Annotated in this window: 17 protein-coding genes; 12 read left to right on the plus strand and 5 right to left on the minus strand. The window is 58.2% G+C overall.

Annotation, left to right across the window (positions count from 1 at the left end; translation table 11 throughout):
• Window positions 1-15: 15 nt before the first annotated feature.
• The 12 genes from Q4S41_RS20100 to Q4S41_RS20155 all read left to right on the plus strand — a co-directional run bounded on the left by Q4S41_RS20100 (window position 16) and on the right by Q4S41_RS20155 (window position 12478).
• Window positions 16-612, plus strand: a complete 597-nt coding sequence (locus tag Q4S41_RS20100) for an anthranilate synthase component II (protein WP_305032925.1) — start codon at window positions 16-18, stop codon at window positions 610-612.
• An 11-nt stretch (window positions 613-623) separates the two neighbouring features.
• Window positions 624-1406: an alpha/beta fold hydrolase gene (locus tag Q4S41_RS20105; RefSeq protein WP_305032926.1), complete on the plus strand. Its 783-nt coding sequence runs from the start codon at window positions 624-626 to the stop codon at window positions 1404-1406.
• Between the two features lie 128 nt (window positions 1407-1534).
• Window positions 1535-2209: a CBS domain-containing protein gene (locus Q4S41_RS20110; RefSeq protein WP_305032927.1), complete on the plus strand. Its 675-nt coding sequence runs from the start codon at window positions 1535-1537 to the stop codon at window positions 2207-2209.
• Between the two features lie 36 nt (window positions 2210-2245).
• Entirely contained in the window at window positions 2246-3676 is a 1431-nt protein-coding gene (locus Q4S41_RS20115; protein ID WP_305032928.1) for a BamA/TamA family outer membrane protein, read from the plus strand.
• Window positions 3677-3767: 91 nt separating this feature from the next.
• Complete coding sequence (locus Q4S41_RS20120) at window positions 3768-4655, plus strand: NAD kinase (RefSeq protein ID WP_305032929.1); 888 nt, start codon at window positions 3768-3770, stop codon at window positions 4653-4655.
• Between the two features lie 146 nt (window positions 4656-4801).
• Window positions 4802-5731, plus strand: a complete 930-nt coding sequence (locus tag Q4S41_RS20125) for a DUF6089 family protein (protein WP_305032930.1) — start codon at window positions 4802-4804, stop codon at window positions 5729-5731.
• A gap of 47 nt (window positions 5732-5778) precedes the next feature.
• Complete coding sequence (porG, locus tag Q4S41_RS20130; RefSeq protein WP_305032931.1) at window positions 5779-6534, plus strand: type IX secretion system protein PorG; 756 nt, start codon at window positions 5779-5781, stop codon at window positions 6532-6534.
• A 131-nt stretch (window positions 6535-6665) separates the two neighbouring features.
• Window positions 6666-7412 (plus strand): isoprenyl transferase, encoded by a 747-nt coding sequence (locus Q4S41_RS20135; RefSeq protein ID WP_305032932.1) that lies wholly within the window; start codon window positions 6666-6668, stop codon window positions 7410-7412.
• An 18-nt stretch (window positions 7413-7430) separates the two neighbouring features.
• Window positions 7431-9938 (plus strand): outer membrane protein assembly factor BamA, encoded by a 2508-nt coding sequence (bamA, locus tag Q4S41_RS20140; protein ID WP_305032933.1) that lies wholly within the window; start codon window positions 7431-7433, stop codon window positions 9936-9938.
• Window positions 9939-9976: 38 nt separating this feature from the next.
• On the plus strand, window positions 9977-10669 hold the full coding sequence (locus Q4S41_RS20145; protein WP_305032934.1) for an OmpH family outer membrane protein: 693 nt from the start codon (window positions 9977-9979) through the stop codon (window positions 10667-10669).
• A gap of 42 nt (window positions 10670-10711) precedes the next feature.
• Complete coding sequence (locus tag Q4S41_RS20150; protein ID WP_369811340.1) at window positions 10712-11353, plus strand: OmpH family outer membrane protein; 642 nt, start codon at window positions 10712-10714, stop codon at window positions 11351-11353.
• An 81-nt stretch (window positions 11354-11434) separates the two neighbouring features.
• Complete coding sequence (locus Q4S41_RS20155) at window positions 11435-12478, plus strand: RluA family pseudouridine synthase (RefSeq protein WP_305032936.1); 1044 nt, start codon at window positions 11435-11437, stop codon at window positions 12476-12478.
• Between the two features lie 68 nt (window positions 12479-12546).
• On the opposite strand, the gene Q4S41_RS20160 is transcribed toward Q4S41_RS20155, so the two are convergent.
• The 5 genes from Q4S41_RS20160 to Q4S41_RS20180 form a co-directional block, all read right to left on the minus strand.
• Entirely contained in the window at window positions 12547-14178 is a 1632-nt protein-coding gene (locus Q4S41_RS20160; RefSeq protein ID WP_305032937.1) for a tetratricopeptide repeat protein, read from the minus strand.
• Window positions 14179-14232: 54 nt separating this feature from the next.
• Window positions 14233-15228, minus strand: a complete 996-nt coding sequence (locus Q4S41_RS20165) for a PstS family phosphate ABC transporter substrate-binding protein (protein WP_305032938.1) — start codon at window positions 15226-15228, stop codon at window positions 14233-14235.
• The gene (locus Q4S41_RS20170) at window positions 15221-15493 is read right to left on the minus strand and encodes a hypothetical protein (RefSeq protein WP_305032939.1); all 273 of its coding nucleotides are present in this window, start codon (window positions 15491-15493) and stop codon (window positions 15221-15223) included. The genes Q4S41_RS20165 and Q4S41_RS20170 overlap by 8 nt, the downstream gene beginning before the upstream one ends.
• A 179-nt stretch (window positions 15494-15672) precedes the next feature.
• Window positions 15673-16494 carry an energy transducer TonB gene (locus Q4S41_RS20175; protein ID WP_305032940.1) on the minus strand — a complete coding sequence of 274 codons (822 nt, stop codon included), beginning with the start codon at window positions 16492-16494 and terminating at the stop codon, window positions 15673-15675.
• A gap of 214 nt (window positions 16495-16708) precedes the next feature.
• Window positions 16709-17458 carry an energy transducer TonB gene (locus Q4S41_RS20180; protein ID WP_305032941.1) on the minus strand — a complete coding sequence of 250 codons (750 nt, stop codon included), beginning with the start codon at window positions 17456-17458 and terminating at the stop codon, window positions 16709-16711.
• Window positions 17459-17527: the final 69 nt, after the last annotated feature.

The following is a 17527-nucleotide window of genomic DNA, read 5'->3' on the forward strand; positions in this document are numbered from 1 at the left end:
TTTCCACTCAAAAGAATGCGTCTGCTGCTGCTCGACAATTTCGATTCCTTCACCTTCACCCTGGCCGACTACCTGCGCCAGCTAGAAGCCGAAGTCATCGTGCGCCGCAACGACGTGCCCTTGTGGGAACTGCAACAAATGCATTTCGATGGCATTGTTCTCTCGCCCGGCCCCGGCACGCCCGCCCAGGCCGGCGTAATGCCCGCCGTCATTGCGCATTATCATCAGCAGGTGCCCATGCTGGGTGTATGCCTGGGCCACCAAGCTTTGGGGGAATTCTTCGGCGCCACCGTGGCCCGGGCCGCCCGGCCCGTGCACGGCAAAGTGTCGGAAATGCAGTGCGCTCCCGATGAGGCGCTTTTTGCGGGGCTCCCTGCTACTCAACCAGTCACGCGCTACCACTCGCTGCTGCTGCGCGAGCCCCTGCCCGAAGCCCTCGTGCCGCTGGCTCGCACCACCGGCCCGGTGCCCGAGCTCATGGCCCTGCGTCACCGCACGTTGCCGCTCTACGGCGTCCAATTCCATCCCGAAGCCCTGCTGACGCCGCACGGGCTGGCAATTTTGGCCAATTGGCTCCGTTGTTGTATCATTGCCAAAACCGCCGGTAATTGACGAGAAACGAGATGGAATTGCGCCGCCAGCACCAACACGGGTACGAGTACGTCGACGAAGGCCAGGGCCCCGTACTGCTCCTGCTGCACGGCCTCTTCGGCGCCCTCAGCAACTGGCAGGACGTGGTTGAAGAATTTTCTACCGACCACCGCGTCATCATTCCCCTGCTGCCTATCTACGACATGCCCCTCACCCAGGCCGGTGTGCCAGGCCTGGTAGCCTATGTCGAAGGCTTCGTGAAAGCCCTGGCCTTGCCACCGTCCTTTACGGTGCTCGGCAACTCGCTGGGTGGCCACATAGCTTTGGTATATGCCCTCAGCAACCCCACCCGCGTCAATAGCCTGGTGCTTACCGGCAGCAGCGGCTTGTTTGAGGACAGCATGGGCGGCTCCTTCCCCAAGCGCGGCAACTACGCCTATGTGCAGGAGCGGGTTGGCTACACCTTCTACGACCCCACCATTGCTACCCGGGAGCTGGTCGATGAGGTGTTCAACGTCACCAACTCCAATGCCAAGTGCCTGCGCATTATCTCGATTGCTCGGTCGGCCCAGCGCCACAATTTGAGCAAGGAGCTGACGAAAATCGGGGTGCCCACGCTGCTGGTCTGGGGGCTGAACGATACCATCACGCCGCCACCGGTGGCCCACGAGTTTGCCCGCCTGCTGCCCCACGCCGAGCTGCGTTTCCTCGACCACTGCGGCCACGCCCCCATGATGGAGCGCCCCGCCGGTTTCAATGCCTACCTGCGCCACTTTTTGCGTACTACCGAAACCGCGCCGGCCGTGGCTGCCTAAAGGGCAGTTATCTTTTTGGCCGGCCCGATTGTTGTTCACCAGACCATCACGCTTCAGGGTGCTGTTTTATTCTATCCTTTCCACCAATCCTGCCCTTATTGCCGTTTACCTCCTTATCAGCTACGAATATGCCCGCCCTGCTCGCCGAGGACTTACTCAACGAAATGATTCCGCCCCTGAAAGGCACCGATTCGGCGGGCAAAGCAGCGCGCTGGCTCGATGAGTTTCATGTGGCCCAGCTGCCGGTGCTCGACAACCGTCACTACCGTGGCCTTGTTACCGAGTCTGACCTGGCCGACTTTGACGACCCCGAAACCCTGCTTTCCGAGCTGCCCCTGGGTTATGCCGATGCCTACGTGCGCCCCGACCAGCACTTCTACCGCGTGATGGAGCTGGCCATTGAGAATAAAATTCAGCTGGTGCCTGTGGTCGACGAGCACCAGGAATACGCCGGCGTGGTCACCATTGCCGATGCGCTGGCGGCCTTTGGCCAGCAGCCGGCCGGCGGGCAGGGCGGCATCATCGTCCTCACCATGGAAGAGCGGGATTACTCGCTCACCCAAATCAGCCGCTACGTGGAGGAAAACAACGCCAAGGTCCTCAGTGCCCTGGTAGCCCAGGACGAAGTGGACCCCTACCGCATCCGTCTCACCCTCAAGCTCAACACCGACAACCTGGCCCGCATCACGGCCACGCTGGAGCGATTCGGCTACGTTGTCACGGCCCAGTTCAGCGGCACCGCTGCTCCGAACGAAGACGAGCAGGACCGTTACGACGCCCTGCTGCGCTACCTGAGCGTCTGATAACGGGTGCTCGGAGTCGTCTTATTATTCCTGCGGATGCTGTTGGCCAGCCCGGCCCCCAGCCAGACGCCTACCGACACGCTGCCTCGCCCCCTGAAGCCAGTGGTAGCGCCCGCCGATACGCTGGTGCGCGTGCTGCCCTGCCCCGGCGTGGCGCGTGCGGCCGTGGGCACCATCCTGTTTCTGGGCAATGCCATCACCAAGGAACGCATCCTACGGGTCGAACTCGACCTCCACGAAGGCGACACCCTCGCCGTGGCTGATGCCGCTGCCCGCCTCGAAGCCAACCGCAGCCGCCTCTTCAACCTGCAGCTTTTCCACGCGGTAGTGGTGCAGGCCAGCTGTAAAAATGGGCGCTGGCTCATCGTATTCGGCCTGCAGGAGCGCCTCTACACCTTCCCGGTGCCCATTCTTTCCCTCGCCGACCGCAACCTGCGTTCCTGGCTCGACCGCTCCGACCGCTGGCGCCGCGTCGATTACGGCGTTCATCTGGTGCGCACCAACTTCCGCGGCCGCAACGAACAGCTGAGTGCCAACCTGCAGCTGGGCTTCAACCGCAAATACGAGCTGTTCTACGAGGCTCCCGGCCTGGGTCGTTACCGCCGCCTGGGCTTCGGCGTGGGCGCCTCCTACTACCAAAGCCGCACCCTCGACTACATCACCCAAGCCGACCGCCTCGTGCCATTTCGGGCCGACGCGGGCTTTCCCATCCAGCGCTTCTACGCCACGGGCGGGCTGCGCCTGCGGCACACCGTCCAGTTTCTCACCGCTTTCGATGTGTCCTATCACCGCGAGCGCCTCGCCGACACCATCGCCTACTACAACGCCGACTATTACCTCGGCCGCACCCAGCGCGAGTACCTGGATTTCACCCTCACCAGCACCCGCAACCAGCGCCGCACCTTTGCCTACCCGCTCACCGGGCAGTTTGCGCAGGTGTCGCTCTCGCACCGCGTTTTTCTGGGAGGCGTTGCGCCCAGCATCACCACGCTACACCTCAGCTATTCGCGCTACCTGGCGCTGGGGCACAACTTCTACTACAGCCTCGGTCTCAGCGCCCAATCGCGCCTCGCCCGCCGCCTCGCCTACGCCGATACCCGCGCCCTGGGCTACGCCGACCTCGTGCGGGGCTACGACGAATATGTTATCGACGGCCGCCACTACGGCCTGGTGCAGCAAGGTGTCTCCTACGCCCTGCTGCGGCCCCGGACCATTCAGTTGGGCAGCATCGACAATCCGAAAATTAACACAATCCCGCTGGCCCTCTACCTGAATATCTTTACCGATGCCGGCTACGTCATTGCCCCGGCACCTCCGCCATCAAACCGCCTGCCCAACCACTTTCTTCGCTCCATCGGCCTCGGCCTGCACCTCGTCACGTACTATGACCGGGTCTTCACCGTCGAGTACACTTTGAATGGCCTGGGCCAAACCGGCTACTTTTTTCGGGCCGAATTCCCCATCTAGCTGCCGCTGCCAGCTCGTTCGGTTATTTATTTGTTATGAATCACCCAAGCGAACCGGCCCTTCCAATGCGCCAGCCCCTCGTTCTCTCCGCATGAAAATCGCCATTCTCGGCAAGCCCTTCGACGACGAAGCCGCACCGGCCATCCAAGCCCTGCTCGACGACCTGGCCGCGCGCCGCGCCGAAGTCCGCATCGGTGAGTCCTTCCGCACCTTTCTCGACAACCGCCTGCGCCTGCCCCCCGGCACCACCGAGTTCCGCCGCGGCGACTCCCTGCGCGGCGTGCAGTTCGTGCTCAGCATCGGCGGCGACGGCACCCTGCTCGACACCGTCACCTACGTCGGCAGCCTCCAAATCCCCATCCTCGGCATTCATACCGGCCGGCTCGGCTTCCTGGCCACCATCACCCCCGACCGCATTGCCCAGGCCATCGATGCCCTTTATAAAGGCCATTTCACCATCGAAGACCGCAGCCTGATTCGCGTCGATACCGACCCCGACGTCTTCGGCAGCCTCAATTTCGGCCTCAACGAGTTCAGTGTCCTCAAGCGCGACACCTCGTCGATGATTGTCGTGCACACATATATCGACGGCGAATACCTGAACTCCTACTGGGCCGACGGCCTGGTGGTAGCCACGCCCACCGGTTCCACGGGCTACTCCCTTAGCTGCGGCGGCCCGGTAATGCTGCCCCAGACAAACAATTTTATTATCGCTCCCGTATGCCCTCACAATCTGAATGTGCGGCCCCTCGTCGTGTCGGACCAGAGCGTGATTTCCTTCGAAATCGAAGGCCGTAGCACCAGCTACATGCTGGCCCTCGATTCGCGCTCCCTTCCCGTCGAAGCCTCCGTCCAGATTGCCGTTCGCCGTGAAACTTTCAATGCTCGCCTAGTAAAATTAAATCACGTTAACTTCCTTAGTACCTTGCGCAGCAAACTTAATTGGGGCTTAGACCGCCGTAATCCGGTTGGTAGTTAACTAAAAATGAACAGGTTTTTTATTGAAAAAATCGCCGAAAGTTTTTTTAGTTCCCGATTACGCCTACTTTTGTCACCGTCTGAAACTGCGCATTCACTGCACTGCCCTCAACACCTCGAAACTCGAATCATCATTTTCGTTGCCTTATGAAAAATATTTTCACTTATTCCTCGGCACTTGTGCTCGGCTTGGCCTTGGTGGCTACGCCGGATGCAGATGCCCAGCAGTTCAGCAAGCGGAAGCAGTACAACTCCATCGGCTTCAGCCTGAACGCGATGAACTACTTCGGCGATGTAACTCCGGTTACCAACTTCACCAGCTTGCGTTTGGGTGCTACCCGCGTTGGTGCCGGTGTTTCTATCACTCGTCGTTTTTATCCGCGTGTGTCTGGCCGTTTTGGCCTCTCCTATGGCCGCATCAGCGGCGACGACTCGCAGGCCGCTAATCAGAACGACCCCAACGCCCGTTTCCGCTACAACCGGAATTTCTCTTTCCGGAATGATATCCTCGAGGCTTCGGCTGTTGCTGTTATCGACCTGATTGAGAACCGCAATAACTACCTGAAACGTCCTGACTTTGTGCCTTACGTTTTCGTAGGCGTAGCCGGTTTCTATAACAACCCCAAGGGCCTGGTAGGCAAGAACAGCCTCGGTCTGACCGAGGGCGAATACATCGCCCTGGCAGACCTGCAGACCGAAGGGCAAGCCAGCAAGTACGGCCAAACCCAGTTTTCGATTCCGTTCGGCGGCGGTATCCGCTACCGCATCAACCGCAACTTTGATGCAAGCCTCGAAATCGGCTGGCGCAAAACGTTCACCGACTATCTGGACGATGTAGGAGGCAAGTTTGCCGACCCGTCCAAGTTGGTAACCCCGGCTCAGCAGTACTTTGGCCGCGACATTACCCGCAGCATCTCGATGCCGGACGCAAATTTCAACCCCGGTAAGTACCCCGGCTTTACCGACCCCATCGCTCAGCGCGGCGACACCGGCAATAAGACCGACTGGTACATCGTTACCGGCGTCACGCTGAACTACATCTTGACGCCCCGCATCAAGAACCCCAAATTCCGCTAACCAGCGGCCGCTGGTTGAGACCCTTTCCAAGCCAGCAATTAGTTTAAATGACGAATTCGACTTTCAATACCGCACTCCTCGTTTGCCTCGTGCAAGCGGGGAGTGTTTGTTTTTGCGCCTCAGCAAGTGCGCAAAATACCAGCGAGCTGGGCATTGGCATTGGTGCCACCAACTACCGCGGGGAAATCTCGCCGGAGTACCAGCTGCAGAACAGCCGGCCCGCGTTTACGGTATTCTACCGCAAAGACGTGTCGGTGCCGATTACGCTGCGAGGCGGATTTACGGCCGGGCTGCTACGGGCGGCCGACGACAACGTGAGTGGGACAAATGGGGGAGTGCCGCCTCTGCTGGCCTACCGGCGGGCCAATACGAAGGGCAGTGTTCTGGAGGCTTCTGCCGTCGTGGAATACAACTTTCTGGACTATCACTACCGCACCGATAAGATTCACTTTACGCCCTACTTGTTTGCTGGGGTGGCGGCATTTTATGCCAATACCAGCACAGTGACCAACAACGCTCAACTCGGTAACGATTTCAACCGGGACGGGGCTATGTTGGGCTTTTCTATTCCGGCAGGGGCTGGTTTGAAGTATGCGTTGTCGGAGCATCTCAACCTCGGGCTGGAAGTTGGGGTGCGGAAGGCGTTTACTGACCAGCTTGACCATTTGGGCGACCAGGACCCGTTGCTGGTGAATCCGCACGACCAAGATTGGTATTACTACAGCGGCTTGAGCCTGTCCTATACTTTTTATAAGATACCTTGTCCCAGCCAGTATAAAAAGAATAAAAAGCTACTCAAATAGCAGTTGATGCCATAGAATAAGCTGAAAAATAAAGAGACTTTGCCTTGTCGCGACAGCTATGCTGAAAGGTATGCCGCCGCTAAATGCAACCATTTCCGTAACTTGCGGCCTCTTTTAGCGAAACCGCAAAGATGACCGGCAAGGCCGATATAGATACTCAAAATATTCCCGCTCATGTGGCCGTCATAATGGATGGCAATGGGCGTTGGGCGAAGCAACGGGGTGGCCTGCGTATGTTCGGGCACCAAAGTGCCATCACGGCCGTGCGCGAAACCGTGGAGGAGGCTGCCGAGCTAGGCGTGCGCTACCTGACCCTTTACGCCTTCTCGACCGAGAACTGGAACCGTCCGGCCCTCGAAGTGATGGCCCTGATGCAGTTGCTGGTGCATACCATTCGGCAGGAAACGGCGACGCTGCTAAAAAACAGCATTCGACTGGAGTCCATTGGCGATATCAGCACACTGCCGAACAACTGCCAGCGCGAACTTGCGGAAGCGATGGAGCTGACCAAGGCCGGCACCCGCATGACCTTGGTGCTGGCTCTGAGTTACAGCGGACGTTGGGACCTGACCCAGGCCGCCCGGCGCATGGCTGCTGACGTGGCCAACGGCCAGCTACAGCCTGCGGATGTGAGCGAAAAGACCGTGGCCAGCTACCTAGTGACGGCCAGCATGCCGGACCCGGAGCTGCTTATCCGGACCAGTGGGGAGCAGCGCATCAGCAATTTTCTGCTGTGGCAACTGGCTTATACCGAGTTATATATTACGGATTTGCTGTGGCCGGATTTCCGGAAAGAGCATTTCCGGGAGGCCATTCGGGCCTACCAGCGCCGGGAACGCCGCTTTGGCAAAACCAGTGAGCAAGTAGCTGTCTCTTAAATTTTTGTAATTTTTCTTGTGCGTAATTTAGTTGTAAGATTAGTGCTGGCCTTGGGAATGCTGGGGAGTGTGGCGGGCCATTCGGCACGCGCGCAACAAGCAGCCCCGCCGGCGGGGGACGAGCCCAAAAAGTACCAGCTGGGCGGCGTTACGGTGAGTGGAGCTCGCAACCTCGACCCCAATACGCTCATCAGCCTGTCTGGTTTGCGGGTGGGCGATGACATCAATATCCCGGGCGAAGAAATTGGCAAATCCATTCGCAAGTTGTGGGGACAGGGCTTGCTGGGCGATGTGAGCGTGACGATTTCCCGCATCGAGGGCAACAAGATTTTCCTCGATTATAACGTGAAGGAACGGCCGCGCTTGTCGAAGTTCACTTTTACGGGCATCCGCAAAGGCCAAACGGAAGACCTCACCAAGAAAATTGCGCTCATTCGGGGCAAGGTGGTGACCGACGCGCTTTTGAATAACACGCGCGCCCAAGTCCGTAAGTTCTTCGTGAACAAAGGCTATCTGGATGCCAAAGTGAACGTGGTGCAAGTGGCCGATTCGGCGCTGGCCAACAGCGTGGCTCTGCGCATTGATGTGGACAAAGCCTCGAAGGTGCGGATTCATGACATTTCTTTCGAGGGCAACAAGGCCTTTTCGGACCGCAAACTGAAAGGGAAGCTGAAGAAAACGAAAGAGCGTAAGCCATACAAGTTCTTGACCGCCGGTAAGTTCCAGCGTAGCGAATACGAAGAGGACAAGAAGAAGCTTATCGAGTTTTATAACACTGAAGGCTACCGTGATGCGGCCATTGTGAGCGATACACTGATACGCGACAGTCAGGGCCTGGCGCTCAGCATCAAAGTGGACGAGGGGCCGAAATACTACTTCCGCCACATCACCTGGACCGGCAACTACCTCTACGACGACAAGACGCTGGCCAACGTGCTGGGCATCAAGCCGGGCAGCCCGTATAGCAAGGAGGTGCTGGATAAGCGCATGAATTACAACCCCACGGGTCAGGATATTTCGTCGCTTTACCTGAACGATGGCTACCTCTTCTTCACCATCGACCCAGTGGAAACGAAAGTGGATGGTGATTCCATCGACATCGAAATGCGCATTAGCGAAGGTGTGCAGGCGCACATCAAGGACATCAATATCTCGGGCAATACCAAGACCAGCGACCACGTGCTGCGGCGCACCTTGCGCACGCTGCCCGGCGACAAGTTCAACCGTGAACTGCTCATTCGCTCGCAGCGGGAAATTGCCACGCTGGGCTATTTCGACCCGGAAAAAATTGGTATCAACCCGGTGCCGAACCAGGCCGATGGAACGGTGGACATTAACTACACCGTCGTAGAGAAGCCTTCCGACCAAGTGACCCTGTCGGGCGGCTGGGGCGGCTACGCCGGCTTTATTGGGACGGTGGGTTTGGTTTTTAATAACTTCTCGTTGCGCAAGGCCAGCAATTTCCGCAACTGGACGCCTGTGCCGGCCGGCGACGGCCAACGTGTGGCCCTGAACGTGCAGGCCAATGGCGTGCAGTACCAGGCGTATTCACTGTCGTTTACGGAGCCGTGGCTGGGTGGCCGTCGCCCCAATTCCTTCTCCTTTAGCCTCAACCACAGCGTGCAGCGGGCCGGTGCGGCTTTAGACGCGGCTTCCGACCAGTTCATTAAAGTAAACAGCGCCACGGTGGGCCTGGGCCGCCAGCTGCGCGTGCCGGATGACTACTTTACGCTCAGCAACTCGCTGTCGTATAGCCAGTACAACACGCAGAACTACATTGCCATTGCCGGGGCTACCACGGGCACGTTCAACAACATCACGTTGAACACCACGCTGGCCCGCAATAGCATCGATAACCCGACTTATACCCGTCGGGGCTCTTCGCTGAGTTTGAGCGTGAACCTGACGCCGCCGTACTCGCTGCTGAACAAGGACCACACCAGCAACGAGTGGATTGAGTTTCACAAATGGATGTTCGATGCCTCGTGGTTTACGCCCATTGTGGGCAAGCTGGTGCTGAACACCCGCGCCCACTTCGGCTACCTGAGCACTTATAACTCGAACCGCAGCGTAGGACCGTTTGAACGCTTTAAGATGGGCGGCGCGGGCCTGGGCTACAACGGCGGCGGCAACTTCCTGGTAGGTGCCGATTACGTGGGCCTGCGCGGCTACGCCGACCCGGGCGAAGCCTTCGCCATCCCCACGGCACAAGCGAACCAGCCCGGCGGCATTGCCTTCAACAAGTACGTGCTGGAGATGCGCTATCCGGTGAGCCTCAACCCCGCCGCTACGGTGTATGTGCTGGCCTTTGCCGAAGCCGGCAACGCGGTGGATGCCTACACTAACTACAACCCCTACAAGCTGTATCGCTCGGCCGGGGTAGGCGCCCGAATCTTCATGTCGGCCTTCGGCTTGCTTGGGTTTGACTTTGGCCACGGTTTCGATGCAGTGATTCCCAGTGTGTCGGGCGCGGGCAACCAGGACTTCAACCGTTTCCACTTCATCATCGGCCAGCAAATTCGCTAGCCGGGCACTAGCAGGCGACATTTCACGTTTCCTCACCTATGAAGAACATCAGTGGCCTGTGGCTGGCCTTATTGTTGCTATTGGCCGTGCCGAATGCCCAGGCGCAGAAATTTGGCTGGGTCGACTCGGAGTTTATTATGGGCAAGATGCCTGAGTACGCCAAGGCCAAAACCGAACTCGATGCCTTGTCCGATACGTGGCAGAAGGAAATCGAGGCCCAGAAAAAGGACCTTGACAAGCTCTACCGTACGTATCAGGCTGAAGAAGTGGTGCTGACGGAGGCCATGAAAAAGAAGCGCCAGGACGAAATTCTGAAGAAGGAGCAAGACATCAAGGCCTACCAGAACAAGCAGTTTGGCTACGAAGGCCAGCTGTTTAAGAAACGTCAGGAACTGAATAAGCCTGTGCAGGACAAAGTATTCGAGGCCTGTGAAAAGGTGGCCAAGAAGAAGAGTCTGGCGGTGCTGTTCGACAAATCCGGTGATTTGACCATGCTCTACACCAATCCGGCGCACGATTACACCGAATTTGTGTTAGAGGAATTGGGCTTGGGGGCTGAAGACCGCAACCAGCCCGGCCCCAAAGGCCCGCTTAAAACCGTGGCCCCGCCCAAAACCCCGGTCGACCCCAATTTTGAATCGGATTCGGGCACGCCCGAACCGGTGCTGACGCCTAAAACCAAGGCGCCGGCGACTAAATCGACGAGGCCGGTGAAGAAGACCTCGAAGTAATTACCTTTGTCCCAACATTTTTCCTGACCCTTTTTCTTTTTGATGAATCTCGTGAAAATCTTTCGTCTGACGCTCGCCGCCGCTCTGCTGACCGCCGGAACCCTGGCTGCCACTTCCGCGCAGGCCCAGGCTCCCCTGAAAATTGGGTACACCGACGTGCAGTACGTGCTGGCCCAGATGCCCGAAAGCAAGCAAATTGAATCGGACCTGAAAGCCTACAATTCGCAGCTGGAAAACCAGCTCAAGAGCAAAACGTCCGAACTGGAAACGAAATACAAGGATTATCAGCAGAAGGAAGGAACGATGACCGACATCGTGAAAGCCGACAAGCAGAAAGAGCTGCAAGCCATGCAGCAGTCCATTCAGGAGTTCCAGCAGAGCGCGCAGCAGTCGCTGCAGCAGAAGCAGCAGACCCTGCTGAAGCCGGCCCTCGACAAGCTGCAGAAAAACATTGACCTGGTGGCCGATGAAAACGGCTTCACCTACGTGTTCAACTCTGATGGCGGCGGCAGCCCGCTGCTGTTGCACGCGCCCAAAGATGGCGACATCTCGGACTTGGTGTTGAAGAAAATGGGCATCACCCCCGGCGCCGCTGCTCCGGTGGTTCGTCAGCCTACCAACACTCCGGCTCCCGCGCCAGCCGTGAACAAGACGCCGAGCAAGACCAAAACCAAAACCAAGTAGTGCCATAATGGCCGCAACTGCGCCTAGGAAAAGCCGGAGCATCCGCTTCGGCTTTTTTCGTGTTAACAAGGGTAGAAGCCGATGGAAAATACATTTGATGACGAACTGCTGGGTATCGGGCCCGACGAGGAAGGCGACGAGCTGTATGAGCACCATCGCATCGTAGTCGACCGCGGCCAGGAACTGCTGCGCATCGACAAGTTCCTGCATAACCGCCTGCGCAACACCTCGCGCAACAAGATTCAGGAAGCCATTCGGGCCTCGGCGGTGGAGGTAAACGGCACGGCCGTGAAGCCGAACTACCGCATCAAGCCGCTCGATACCATCACCATTACCCTGCCCGAGCCCCCGCGCGATGACCGGGTAGTGCCCGAGGAAATGCCCCTCGACATCCGCTACGAGGACTCGGAATTGCTTATTGTGAACAAACCGGCTGGTCTGGTGGTGCATCCGGCCTACGGGCATTGGCAGGGTACGCTGGTAAACGGCCTGGCTTTCCACCTGGCTAACCTGCCCACCGGACGCAACGGCGAAATACGGCCGGGGCTGGTGCACCGCATCGATAAGGATACGTCGGGCCTGCTCGTCATCGGCAAAACGGAGTTTGCGATGACGCACCTTTCCAACCAGTTTTTCCATCATACCATTAAGCGCAGCTACTTGGCGCTGGTGTGGGGCACGCCGCCTGGGCCCACCGGCACCATTCGGGGCCACATAGGCCGTAGCGTGCGCGACCGCAAGGTGCAGGCCGTGTATCCCGACGGCGAGCAAGGAAAGGCCGCTGTGACGCATTATGAGGTATTGGAGAACTTCGGCCCCGTCACGCTCGTGCGCTGTGTGCTCGAAACCGGCCGCACGCACCAGATTCGGGCGCACATGCAGTACCTCGGCCACCCACTGTTCTCAGATGCCACCTACGGCGGCGACCGCATTCGGGTAGGGCAGAATACCGGCGCCTACCGCGACTTCGTAGAAAGTGCTTTTCAGACGATGCCCCGGCAGGCCTTGCATGCGCGCTCCCTCGGCTTTGTGCACCCCACTTCCGGCGAACAGTTATTTTTTGAGGCAGAACTGCCGGAGGACTTTGCGGCGGTGCTGGAACAATGGCGCAAATGGGCCGCTTAGCGCCGCCCGCATAAAGCAAAAAAAGCCCCGCTGTTAACACAGCGGGGCTTTTTGATTATCACCAATCGTTACTTTTTCTTAACGGTGGTCGTGGTGGTTTTCTTAACCGGGGTGCGGGCCGGGGTCTTCAGGATTTTGATGTTGTCCTCGGCTCCCTTGTTGCTGGGGTCTACGGCCAAAACCTGCTCGAAATACTTCACCGCGCCAGCCTTATCACCAGCGGTAGCGCTGTACACACCCAACTGGCCGTACGACTCGATAACACCAGACTTGAACTTCGCCGGGTCGGCACCTTCGGCTTTCGAAAGCTCAATGTACTTCTCGTAGTATGGCTTGGCTAAGCCCTTTTTGCCATCGGGGTCAAGGTTGTTGTTGACGCGGGCACGCTCCAGATAACCGGGCGCGTAGGTAGGCTTGGCAGTCAGGATGATGTTGTATACACTGTCGGCGCGGGTGTATTGCTTATCGCCGGTGAAGGCAGTTGCCAGACGGAACTGGTCGGTCAAGTCGCCTTTGCAGTTAATCAGCTTGTATTTATACACGCTGATAGCGCCCTTGTAGTCCTTCTTGTTGGCGTAAATGGTAGCCAGGTCGTTTTGCAGGTCGCACGCCTTCGACGGGTCCTTCTTAATCATCTCCTGAATGCCCGCCACAGCTTCGTCGCCTTTGCCGGTGCGGCTCAGAATCTTGTTCTTGTAGGCATAGTCTTCCGGAATGATTTTGTCCTTCGGAGCAACCTTCAGGTATGTTTCCATTGCTGCTGCTGCGCCGGTGTAGTCACCGGTTTCATACAGCAGGTAGGGCTTCAGACGATTCATCGTCAGGTTGTTGGGTTCAACAGCCAACACCTTGTTCACTTCGGCCAAAGACTCAGGATACTTCTTCGTCAAATACAGGAACGACGCGTATTGCGCATTCGTAGAAGACGAAGGCTCTGCCAAATCCGTGTACTTCTTGAACGTGCTCAGCGCCAAATCGTACTGGCCAGCGTAGTAGTACATATCGGCCAGCTCGCGGTAAGCAGGGGCGTAGCTGGGGTCCAGCTCGATGGTTTTGTTCAGGGCCTCCCGGGCAGCGTTGAAGTTGCGGGCCCGTACGTCCAATACGCCTTTCTTATAATAGGCCTGGGCGTAGCTGGGGTTGGCCGCAATGGCGCGGTCAAAGCTGGTCATAGCTTCGCCACCACCGTTGTCGGAGTGCAAATAGATGTCGCCGCGGGCTACCATCAGGGCCGGGTCGTCCTTCTTGAAAGCCGTTTGAGCGGCCGTCAGGTAAGTCTGCGATTTGCCGGCTTCCTTGATATCAGCCTCCCCGTAAGCCTGCGCAATCATCGTCAGGACTTTGGTGTCTTTGTTCTTGGTGGCTTTGGCAGCAGCGTCAAATTGCGCCTCAGCCGGGGCCAACTGGCCTTTGGCGAGCAAAGCCCGGCCGGCGGCTACCTGGCCAAACGGCGTGGTACCAGCGGCTTTGTTGAAGTAGTAAGCAGCCGAATCCGGCATGTCGCGCATCTGATACAGACGGCCCAGCTCAAACGCCGACTCGGGCGAAGAGCCGGGGCGCAGCATGGCGCGGGCTTCGTTGTAACGGCCCAGCTCAATGGCGCGCTGGGCTTTCTGTACGTCTTGGGCGGTGGCCGCCGTAGTGCCTGCTGCCACAAAGAGGGCGGCGAGCAGCGGCTGTTTCCAGGGCTTGAAACTCATAGGATGATGAAAAGATGAAAAGCGTAAGTGAAAAAGAGTACGCGCAACTAGCGCTTACAGTTTAGGCGTGGTCACGATGCGGGCCTGCATCTGGGCCGGCAGCAAGCCCGACTTCTGAAAAATCAGCTGACCACTTTTGCCTGCTACGAAGGATGCAAACCCTGTGCCTAATCCGGCCCGGGCCTCCCGGCTGATGATGTAAAGGTTGCGCCGGAGCGGGTAATTCTGCAACTCGGGGTGTTCCGCCATCTGCGCCGGCGTCTTCTCGGCTAGGTACACCTGGTAGGGCTGGATGTAGTCGGCGGACGTGGGGTTGGGCCGGGAAGTGATGCTGGCCACCCGCACCTTATTGGCAAACTTCATGGCGGCGGGGTCGTCGCGGTCTGATATCCAGTTCACGCCCACCACGCCAATGGCGTTGGGGTGCGTTGCAACATAATCAATCAGAGCGGGGTTCGATGTCGCGGCAAAAACCCGGGGCGTCAGCGCCGCGCCGCGTGTCACCGAGTCGCGCACGAAGCGCGCCGTGCTGCTGCGGTTGGCATCGAATACCACGTTGATGGCCGCCAGGCCTTTTTTGCCGCTAATCTGGTTCCAATTGGCTTTTTTGCCCGTGAAAATATCAGCCAGCTGCGCCACCGTCAGCAACGAGTCGGGATTGGAGCGGTTGAGCACAATGGCCAAGCCATCAATGCCGATATGCGTGGTGCGCGTGCTGATTGTCTGCTTCTCAAAGTCCGCCTTTTCCTCAGCGTTCAGCTCCCGCGACACCACCGCCAGCTTAATCTTGTCATTCACCAAATCCACCATCACCTTCTCTTCCGGCTGAAAAGACGTCTTCAAATGTGCATTGGGGTAAAGCTTGCCAAACGTGTCAATCTCAGCCTGCAGAATGGGGGCAAAGGTTTCGTCTACGCCTACGGCTACGGTGCCACTGGTGGGCGTGTCCTGGGCGCCCGGGGTGCCGGGCCCGTTGCAGGAGGCCACCACAAGGGCAGTCGCCAGCATGGTGGCCGCGCCGGTAGTCAAAAATTGCGTGCGCTTAGTCATGGTCGTTAGATGGAATATTTTTGCGAAAGTGGGCTTGGTAGACCCGGAAGAAACGCAGGAGCCCGTAAAGAACGAACACCGAACCCAAAACGCGGCGCGCAATTGGCCCCAAGGTGATGATGCTGCCCGCAGTTGGCGCGTCCGCCGTCCACCAAAGCCAGGCTCCCAGACCCATATAAACCAGGGCCATTATCAAAGCAAAGTAACGAACCAGGCGCTGAGGCGACTTCCCGAGTCGCTCTTCAGTTGTAGGGATGTTGAGCATGAGGCAATAAGCGCAGGAATGGAGATGGATAAACCATGAAACGGCCGGTAAAGGTTCGGATGGCCCGAAGATGGCCTCGGAATCAGCCCACAAAAAAGCCGAAAATTAGCCGCTTTTCATAGTTGCGGACAATTTTCGGCTTTTCAGCAGGCTGCCGCCGTTGTGCGTGGCGCGGGCGGCTACTCAAACTGAAACGTAATGGGCAGCGTGAAGCGCACCGGCACGGCGTGGTGGTTTTGCAGGCCCGGCGTCCAGGCCGGCATCTCGCGTACCACGCGGGCCGCTGCTTCCTCGGTGCCATAGCCCAAGCCTTTCAAAACCGTGACTTCCCCAATCGTGCCATCCGTCTGCACCACGAAGGAAACGAATACTTTACCAGATACCTGCGCCGCCAGTGCCGCTGCCGGAAACCGCAAATGCTTCTGCAGGTAGCGCTGCAAAGCTGCCCGACCGCCCACAAAGTCCGGCATCACTTCGGCATACAGCACTGCGGCCGGAGCGGGTACCGCGGCGGGCCGGGCCGAGTCGGTACTTGGCCCGGTGCTCAGCCCAGTGCTGCCCATGGCACCATCGGCATCAGCCACTCCGATTTTTGCCGGGCCGGTCGGGCCCACATCGGGGAGGAGTTTCGTGTCAGCTTCAGGTTTCACTTCATGGTCGGGCGCCACCTGTGTCTTAATAACAGCATGCGGCACCACCGTCACGGCCGGGTGTGCGGCGGCTGGCGGTGGCGTAGGCTTGAGTTTGGGCAATTCGTAAATCTGAGGGTGCGGCTGTGGCATCTCGGGCAGCGTCGGGCCCGCTATTGGCGCATCCGCAAAAAGCCTTTTGGCCGTCATTCCTGCCAGGAACAGCAGGGCGCAAGTCGTCAGTGTGATAGCCAACGCCGACCCCAGGTGACGCTGGTAGGACCGACGCAGCTGAAAGGCGCCGTAAGCTTGGTTGCGGCCTTCGAAAACAATGTCATCGAGCGAGCCAGTGAGCAGAATGGACGTGGACATAGCAGTGTGGGTTGAGGTGAAACAATCGAACCCAAGCCACATCAGCGGGGGCCCTCCGCCACTGGCTTGCCCACATTCAACGATGGGTACGGATGTTATAGTATGCAAGCATACCTTTTTTATTGCTTAAAATATTAAAAATGAAAACCCCGAATCAAGCCGTTAAGCTTCATTCGGGGTTCTCTTACTACTTGACTTACGGCAGCAGTGCTCTTTACTGGATTTTGAAGGTAATCGGCACCGTAAACGATACACTCACTGCGCGGCCGTTCTGCTTGCCGGGGATGAACTTAGGCAGGGTTTTCACCGCCCGAATCGTCTCCTCGTCCAAGCCAGAGCCCAGTCCTTTTACCACTTTCACATCCGAAACGTCACCTTGGGCATTCACCGTGAAGCTCACGAAAATGCGGCCTTCGACTTGGTTGCGGAGTGCCAGGGGCGGGTACTTGGTGGCTTTCTGAATGGCTGCTACGATGGCACCGTTGCCGCCGCCGCCGGGCAGCTGGGGCATCTGCTCCACGTAGGTGTAGACTTTGTTTTCTACCACCTCTTCAACCACTTTGTCGCCTTCACCCGAAAGTTCCGACAGGTCCGGAGCAGCATCGGTATTGCCCTTCACGGTCACCGTCGATACGGCTTTGTCCTTTAGCTCCTCCTGGTCCGGCACCTCTTCCTTCTTCACTTCCTCATCCTTCTTCACCACCGGAGGGGTGAATTTGATGGTGGTCAGCTTGGGCGGCGGGGGTGGGGGCGCCTCGGGGGGCGGGGGCGGGGGTGGCGGCTTGGTCTCGTCCAGCGGAGGAGCGTCCATCAGCACGTTTTCCTGCAGGTTTTTCTTCGGCTCTTTCGGCATCCTGTCTTTCAGGTACTGCGAAATGAGCGGGAAGGCAATCAACAGCAGGAACAGAGCCGTGGCAATAATCAACGCCCGGGTTACGTGGCGCTGGTACAACCGACGAAGCACGTAAGCTCCGTACGCCTTGTTACGGCCCTCAAAAACGATATCGTTTAAGCTGGCCTTGGCGATTTGCGC

This window comes from Hymenobacter convexus, from assembly GCF_030580955.1.
Lineage (GTDB): Bacteria > Bacteroidota > Bacteroidia > Cytophagales > Hymenobacteraceae > Hymenobacter.

Coding starts and splice junctions, on each gene's coding strand:
- Q4S41_RS20100 (WP_305032925.1), top strand. CDS start 16: ATGCGTCTGCTGCTGCTCGACAATTTCGATTCCTTCACCTTCACCCTG.
- Q4S41_RS20105 (WP_305032926.1), top strand. CDS start 624: ATGGAATTGCGCCGCCAGCACCAACACGGGTACGAGTACGTCGACGAA.
- Q4S41_RS20110 (WP_305032927.1), top strand. CDS start 1,535: ATGCCCGCCCTGCTCGCCGAGGACTTACTCAACGAAATGATTCCGCCC.
- Q4S41_RS20115 (WP_305032928.1), top strand. CDS start 2,246: ATGCTGTTGGCCAGCCCGGCCCCCAGCCAGACGCCTACCGACACGCTG.
- Q4S41_RS20120 (WP_305032929.1), top strand. CDS start 3,768: ATGAAAATCGCCATTCTCGGCAAGCCCTTCGACGACGAAGCCGCACCG.
- Q4S41_RS20125 (WP_305032930.1), top strand. CDS start 4,802: ATGAAAAATATTTTCACTTATTCCTCGGCACTTGTGCTCGGCTTGGCC.
- porG (WP_305032931.1), top strand. CDS start 5,779: ATGACGAATTCGACTTTCAATACCGCACTCCTCGTTTGCCTCGTGCAA.
- Q4S41_RS20135 (WP_305032932.1), top strand. CDS start 6,666: ATGACCGGCAAGGCCGATATAGATACTCAAAATATTCCCGCTCATGTG.
- Q4S41_RS20145 (WP_305032934.1), top strand. CDS start 9,977: ATGAAGAACATCAGTGGCCTGTGGCTGGCCTTATTGTTGCTATTGGCC.
- Q4S41_RS20150 (WP_369811340.1), top strand. CDS start 10,712: ATGAATCTCGTGAAAATCTTTCGTCTGACGCTCGCCGCCGCTCTGCTG.
- Q4S41_RS20155 (WP_305032936.1), top strand. CDS start 11,435: ATGGAAAATACATTTGATGACGAACTGCTGGGTATCGGGCCCGACGAG.
- Q4S41_RS20160 (WP_305032937.1), bottom strand. CDS start 14,178: ATGAGTTTCAAGCCCTGGAAACAGCCGCTGCTCGCCGCCCTCTTTGTG.
- Q4S41_RS20165 (WP_305032938.1), bottom strand. CDS start 15,228: ATGACTAAGCGCACGCAATTTTTGACTACCGGCGCGGCCACCATGCTG.
- Q4S41_RS20170 (WP_305032939.1), bottom strand. CDS start 15,493: ATGCTCAACATCCCTACAACTGAAGAGCGACTCGGGAAGTCGCCTCAG.
- Q4S41_RS20175 (WP_305032940.1), bottom strand. CDS start 16,494: ATGTCCACGTCCATTCTGCTCACTGGCTCGCTCGATGACATTGTTTTC.